This window comes from Sporomusa sp. (genome assembly GCF_057736855.1).
In genome coordinates this window covers 1-4,926 of record NZ_JBYKYF010000137.1, presented here as the reverse complement: position 1 = coordinate 4,926, position 4,926 = coordinate 1, and the positions used below count along the sequence as shown (strand labels likewise).

The window sequence follows — 4,926 nt, the reverse complement described above, 5'->3', positions numbered from 1 at the left end:
AATCATAACCATGGTAGGAATTGCCACGGAATCCGCCTGTTTCAGCAAAGAAAATAGGTACTTTTTGCTCCTGCAAAGGCCTGATCACCGAGCCAATATCATCGCCGATAACCTCTGTGACACAGCTGGTCAAAACAACATACAAATCTCCCTGCATGATCTCCAGAGTATGCCTGATCTCTTCTTCCAGACGCTGTACTCCCCCAAAAACCACCTCACGTTCCTGAATATTCGATCCAGGCATACTGAGTCCGCCGCAATAGCCGCCAACCTGCAGGCCTGATCCGCCTGCCTGCGTCCAGGTAAAGTTACCGGCACAGCCTGGAGGCGCATGCAATATTGGCACCGTTTTGGGCAAAGCGCTCACAGTAGCAATCGCGCCACCCAAGGCGCAGGTATAACGAGGTCGTTCGATAAAAGGATAGCTGCTCATTGACTGTCACCCCCTGCCGTTACAATAAACGTAAATGGATTTTGACCATACCAGGACTCCTGATAAGGCAGACTGACATACCGGCTAAGATTGGCATTGAAACGGGGGTTCTTCAATTGGCGGTATAACCGTCTGGCCAGTTCATAGGCACCCCGGTAACCTACATAATGCAAGCCGGTATTATAAATAACATGCGTGGGAATACCCAGTTTGGCCGCAGTACTGTTGCCATTCATATGACCGAGAAAGACATCAGGCTGTATGTTACGTAACAGATTGGCCTCTTCAAACGGCTGACAATTAGCAATGTTTAGTGGATACTCCCGCCCGGTTAGCCGCACCAGCTTCTCGTATTCTACTTCAGCAAATTCATCATGATGAAAAGCCCGGATGCCTACAACCTCAAACCCCAACTCAGCCAAGAGAAGCGCGGTAGAAAGCGCGCGAAACTCACCGGCACTGCTAAAGGCTTTTTTGCCTGCAAACATTGGTTTCAGCGGCTCAAGCGCCGCTAGCAGTTCTGCTTCCTCTTGAGCGATCAGTTGTTCCGCCTCTCGCCCAAGACCGAAAACATCGGCCACATCCTTCAGCCATTTACCGGTATTCGCAATGCCGATTGGCATATGTTTGATAATAAACGGCACCTGATACTTTTCTTTTAAATGGTTTAACATATAGTCATCATGAGTTGGACAAGTACTAATGGATAAATCAGCTTCAGCCATGCGCTGCATACTAACCGGGTCAGCAAACACCGGAAAAATATTAACCTCAAGTCCCAACGCTTTTAACAGCCGCTCTAGCTCAAGTTCATCTACCCGTCCCATAGAGGACATATTCATTAAGTTAACCGTCCTGCCCGTTTTTTTAGGCGTAACTGCTTGGGGTTTCTCTGGCAGTAATGTCCGGCCAATGGCATGGTATACCGCATCATAAGCGGTAGCCCAAATTTTAGTTTTGAAACCCTCACAATGTACTGGCAATAGTTTGGCCTTGACCTCAGGCTGTATTTGTTCCACTACACCATCGACATCATCGCCGATAATCCCGGGAACACAACTGGCTACCACAAAAATAACCGCAGGCTGGTATCGTCTGTCAGCCTCAACAATAGCCTCAGCCAATTTAGGCTCGCCGCCGCTGATGACATCGGCTTCCGTCAAACCGGTGGACAGCCAAGTCCCGTCTTTAACCACTCCCCAGCGCTGCATATTGCCACCACGTACGGCCGCATTGCCTCCATGGCTGGAAGAGCCGCAGCCTAGACCGCCATGCATAAGAACCACACTGTTGGGGATACTGTTCATGGTTCCCAAAGCCGGCAATAGCAGGCAAATAGAGTTTTGGGTAAAAGTTCGTTCACTGGCAGGCAAACAGCAACGCATCCGCCGGCAAGCCACTTCACCGATGGGCGCTCCATGGGCAATGCAGGCATTGAGTCGGTCTTCGCGGCGTGGCGGTTCCCTAAGTGCAAAATAACTCATTGTTTCACCTCTTCTTTATAGACCAAGCCCGACCAACTTGTCTTCAACGGCTGACCAGGACCGTTTCGCATAAACTAGCGGTACGGACTGAGCTTTGGCATGATGTTTAACCACTTTGGCCAGATTGTGATTGATATAGTCGGTAAAAACTAAGACAAAGGCCGTTGTTTTGGGTATATTCATTCTTTTTACCTCCCCAGGGTTTCGGCCAGTAATATGAGCGATTTCCGTTATCCCCATATCCCGCATTTTTTGTTCAATGGCGCCCAAGTAATCTGCACCTATAACTAAAGCCAGCATACGATCCTCTCCTTCAAAAAAAGTAAAGAGACAACCTGTTTCCTTGCCGAAGCAGAAAATCGGTTGCCTCCGGGTGCTTCCCAGTCAGCAATTGTCACTTGATTGAAATGTATATACCTGTCACAGTACTGACCGGTCAAAAAACAAAAAGAGGCAATCAAGGCTGGTTAACAGCCAATGATTGCCTCCGGTGGTCCGGTCAGCATGAATATCATTCAAATAGTTAGGCTCATATTAGCATACAGCCTAAATCGGTGTCAATCCCCAAAAAGAATTTTATTTATTTTTTTTTTGCAAAATTTATCCTTGACACTATTTTACTTTTTATCATATAATTGCCACAACACAATGATTGCGCAGGCTGATCAGACATACTGAAGGCCAAAAGAAACTTTCCTGTTTCTTTTGGCCTTTTTTTATTTTACCTCTCCTACCCTATATTCTGTCAGCCCAAAAAGGAGGTATTATGTATGGTCCAAGATCAAATGACGCCAATAGAAAGGCTGACCGCCTACAACCAGGGAAAACCTATTGATCGTCTACCATGTGTTCCCATCGTGGGCAACACGGCGGCTCGGGTAATTGGAGTCAAAGTTAGCGAATTATCGGCAAACGGAAAATTACTAGCCCAGGCACAGATTGCTGCTTACCGCCGGTTTGGCTACGATATTATCCGTATATTTACTGACCTGTATGTTCAGGCCGAAGCCATGGGGGCTCGCATTCGGTATCCTGAAGATGAAACCGCCTATCTCGACCAGCCAGCCATCACAGATATCAGGCAAATTGACCGCTTAACACCGGCTGATCCTTACCGTGACGGCAACCTTCCCCATCATCTGGAAGCTATGAAAATTGCCATGGAGGAAGTAGGCAACGAGGTGACAGTTACCGGAGCACTTACCTGCCCGTTTACCACTGCTTCCTTTCTGATCGGAACCGAAAACCTCGTCCGGCTTGTTGGCAAAAATCCCGATACCGTGCATCATTTATGCCGCTTGTCACTGGAAACCTGCCTTAACTACGCCAAAGCCATCATCGATATCGGTTGTACTCCCAGCCTGACTGATCCCATGTCATCGGCAACAATCATCAGCCCCCAGAAGTTCAAAGAATTTTCCTTTCCCTATCTAAAACAATTAATTGATTATATTCATTCCCGCGGTAAGCCGGTAACGCTGCATATCTGTGGCAAAACGGCGAAGTTATGGGAGCACATGGCCGAGGCCGGTGCCGATTGTATTAGTATTGACAATGCCGCCAGCCTATCTGACGCCAAACTAAAAGTTGGTCACAAACTGCGCCTGATGGGCAATGTCCAGCCATCAGAAATCATGCTACAGGGTTCTCCGGCAGATGTTCGCCTGGCGGTACTCAGATGCATCCGTGATGCCTATGACAATCCCAAAGGCTATATTGTGGCTTCCGGCTGCAGTCTTCCTACTGAGACGCCTTTCGCCAATATTGATGCCATGCTTGCTGCTACCCGCGAAATTGGCTATCCCATTACAGAGGAAAAACTTGATTTTCTGGAACAGAGGTGGTCAAAATGACAAACTTGACGGAAAAAGAACGCTTATTGGCCGTATTAAACCGCCAACCAACAGACCGTCCCCCGGTCATCTGCCCTGGCGGCATGATGAATGCTGCCATTGTTGAGGTCATGAACAGCAGCGGTCAGACTCTGCCTGCCGCCCACTCGGATGCGGCATTAATGGCAAGTCTGGCCTATGCCGTACACCAGCTTACTGGTTTTGAAAACTTCGGTCTGCCTTTTTGTATGACAGTAGAAGCTGAAGTATTGGGAAGCAAGATTGATTTGGGTACGTTAACATGTGAACCCAAAATCAGCCGCGAAGCATTTGCTACTGCTGCCCAAGTGGAGTTCAGATCTATCCCTACTGTGCTGCGTTCTGGCCGAATACCGATAGTCTGCCAGGCAACCGCAATCCTAGCCAGACAATATCCGGATATTCCGGTTATCGGCAGCTTGACCGGACCAGTAAGCACCGCGGCATCCATTGTCGATCCACTATCCTTTCTTAAAGACCTACGCCGCGAACCGACGGCCGCCCATCGCGTTTTCCACTATGTAACCGAACTCTTAATAGGCTTTGCCCACAAGCTAATTGAGCACGGTGCCACAGTCATTGCCATTGGTGATCCCACGTCCACCGGCGAAATCCTCGGACCAAAGCTGTTTAGCGAATATGCCGTACCTTACATCAATAAACTGGTTGACGCGGTGCAGCAACAAGGAGTACCTGTTATCCTCCATGTCTGCGGCAAATTGCATAGTGTAAAACACCTTCTTCCAGACATCAGGGCCAACGCCATCAGTACAGATGCTATGGTCAATCTAAAACACCTAAAAGCTGAATTTCCCCAGCTTACCACCATGGGAAACGTCAGCACCTACCTGTTAGAACTAGGTACTGAGGAAAAGGTATCCCGGCAAACCCAAAATCTCATTACCCAAGGCATTAATATTATCGCGCCAGCCTGCGGTCTAAGCACTTCCAGTCCCCTAGCCAATATTCAGGCCATGACCCGGACGGTTAAGGCGCACTCCCCCGAGGAAAGGGTGTGTCGGCCATGACCCTCCTGCGTTTTTACCAAGAACACAATCCTGCAGCTGCTCCTGTCTGCTTTGAAGTCATGACTACGACTACGGTGCTTGCGGCTGCCAGAGCGGCTGGTCTCCTGGTT

At 48.8% G+C, this 4,926-nt stretch carries 5 protein-coding genes; 2 read left to right on the top strand and 3 right to left on the bottom strand.

The annotated features are described in order from the left end of the window. The 3 genes from AC29Z1_RS10195 to AC29Z1_RS10185 form a co-directional block, all read right to left on the bottom strand. Window positions 1–433, bottom strand: a 433-nt coding sequence (locus AC29Z1_RS10195) for a nitrogenase component 1 (RefSeq protein ID WP_488271357.1), incomplete at its 3' end; no start/stop codon positions are given. Next, window positions 430–1,917 carry a nitrogenase component 1 gene (locus AC29Z1_RS10190; RefSeq protein ID WP_488271356.1) on the bottom strand — a complete coding sequence of 496 codons (1,488 nt, stop codon included), beginning with the start codon at window positions 1,915–1,917 and terminating at the stop codon, window positions 430–432. The genes AC29Z1_RS10195 and AC29Z1_RS10190, both read right to left, overlap by 4 nt. Before the next feature lie 15 nt (window positions 1,918–1,932). Then, window positions 1,933–2,217, bottom strand: a complete 285-nt coding sequence (locus tag AC29Z1_RS10185) for a DUF2325 domain-containing protein (protein WP_488271355.1) — start codon at window positions 2,215–2,217, stop codon at window positions 1,933–1,935. 470 nt (window positions 2,218–2,687) lie between these two features. Between AC29Z1_RS10185 and AC29Z1_RS10180 the strand changes: the two genes are divergently transcribed. Further along, window positions 2,688–3,770, top strand: a complete 1,083-nt coding sequence (locus AC29Z1_RS10180) for a uroporphyrinogen decarboxylase family protein (protein WP_488271354.1) — start codon at window positions 2,688–2,690, stop codon at window positions 3,768–3,770. Continuing rightward, on the top strand, window positions 3,767–4,816 hold the full coding sequence (locus AC29Z1_RS10175; RefSeq protein ID WP_488271353.1) for a uroporphyrinogen decarboxylase family protein: 1,050 nt from the start codon (window positions 3,767–3,769) through the stop codon (window positions 4,814–4,816). The genes AC29Z1_RS10180 and AC29Z1_RS10175 overlap by 4 nt, the downstream gene beginning before the upstream one ends. Window positions 4,817–4,926 lie beyond the last annotated feature (110 nt).

What these genes read in the sequence shown, in the direction of transcription:
- AC29Z1_RS10190 (WP_488271356.1), bottom strand. Translation starts at nt 1,917, where the DNA reads ATGAGTTATTTTGCACTTAGGGAACCGCCACGCCGCGAAGACCGACTC.
- AC29Z1_RS10175 (WP_488271353.1), top strand. Translation starts at nt 3,767, where the DNA reads ATGACAAACTTGACGGAAAAAGAACGCTTATTGGCCGTATTAAACCGC.
- AC29Z1_RS10185 (WP_488271355.1), bottom strand. Translation starts at nt 2,217, where the DNA reads ATGCTGGCTTTAGTTATAGGTGCAGATTACTTGGGCGCCATTGAACAA.
- AC29Z1_RS10180 (WP_488271354.1), top strand. Translation starts at nt 2,688, where the DNA reads ATGGTCCAAGATCAAATGACGCCAATAGAAAGGCTGACCGCCTACAAC.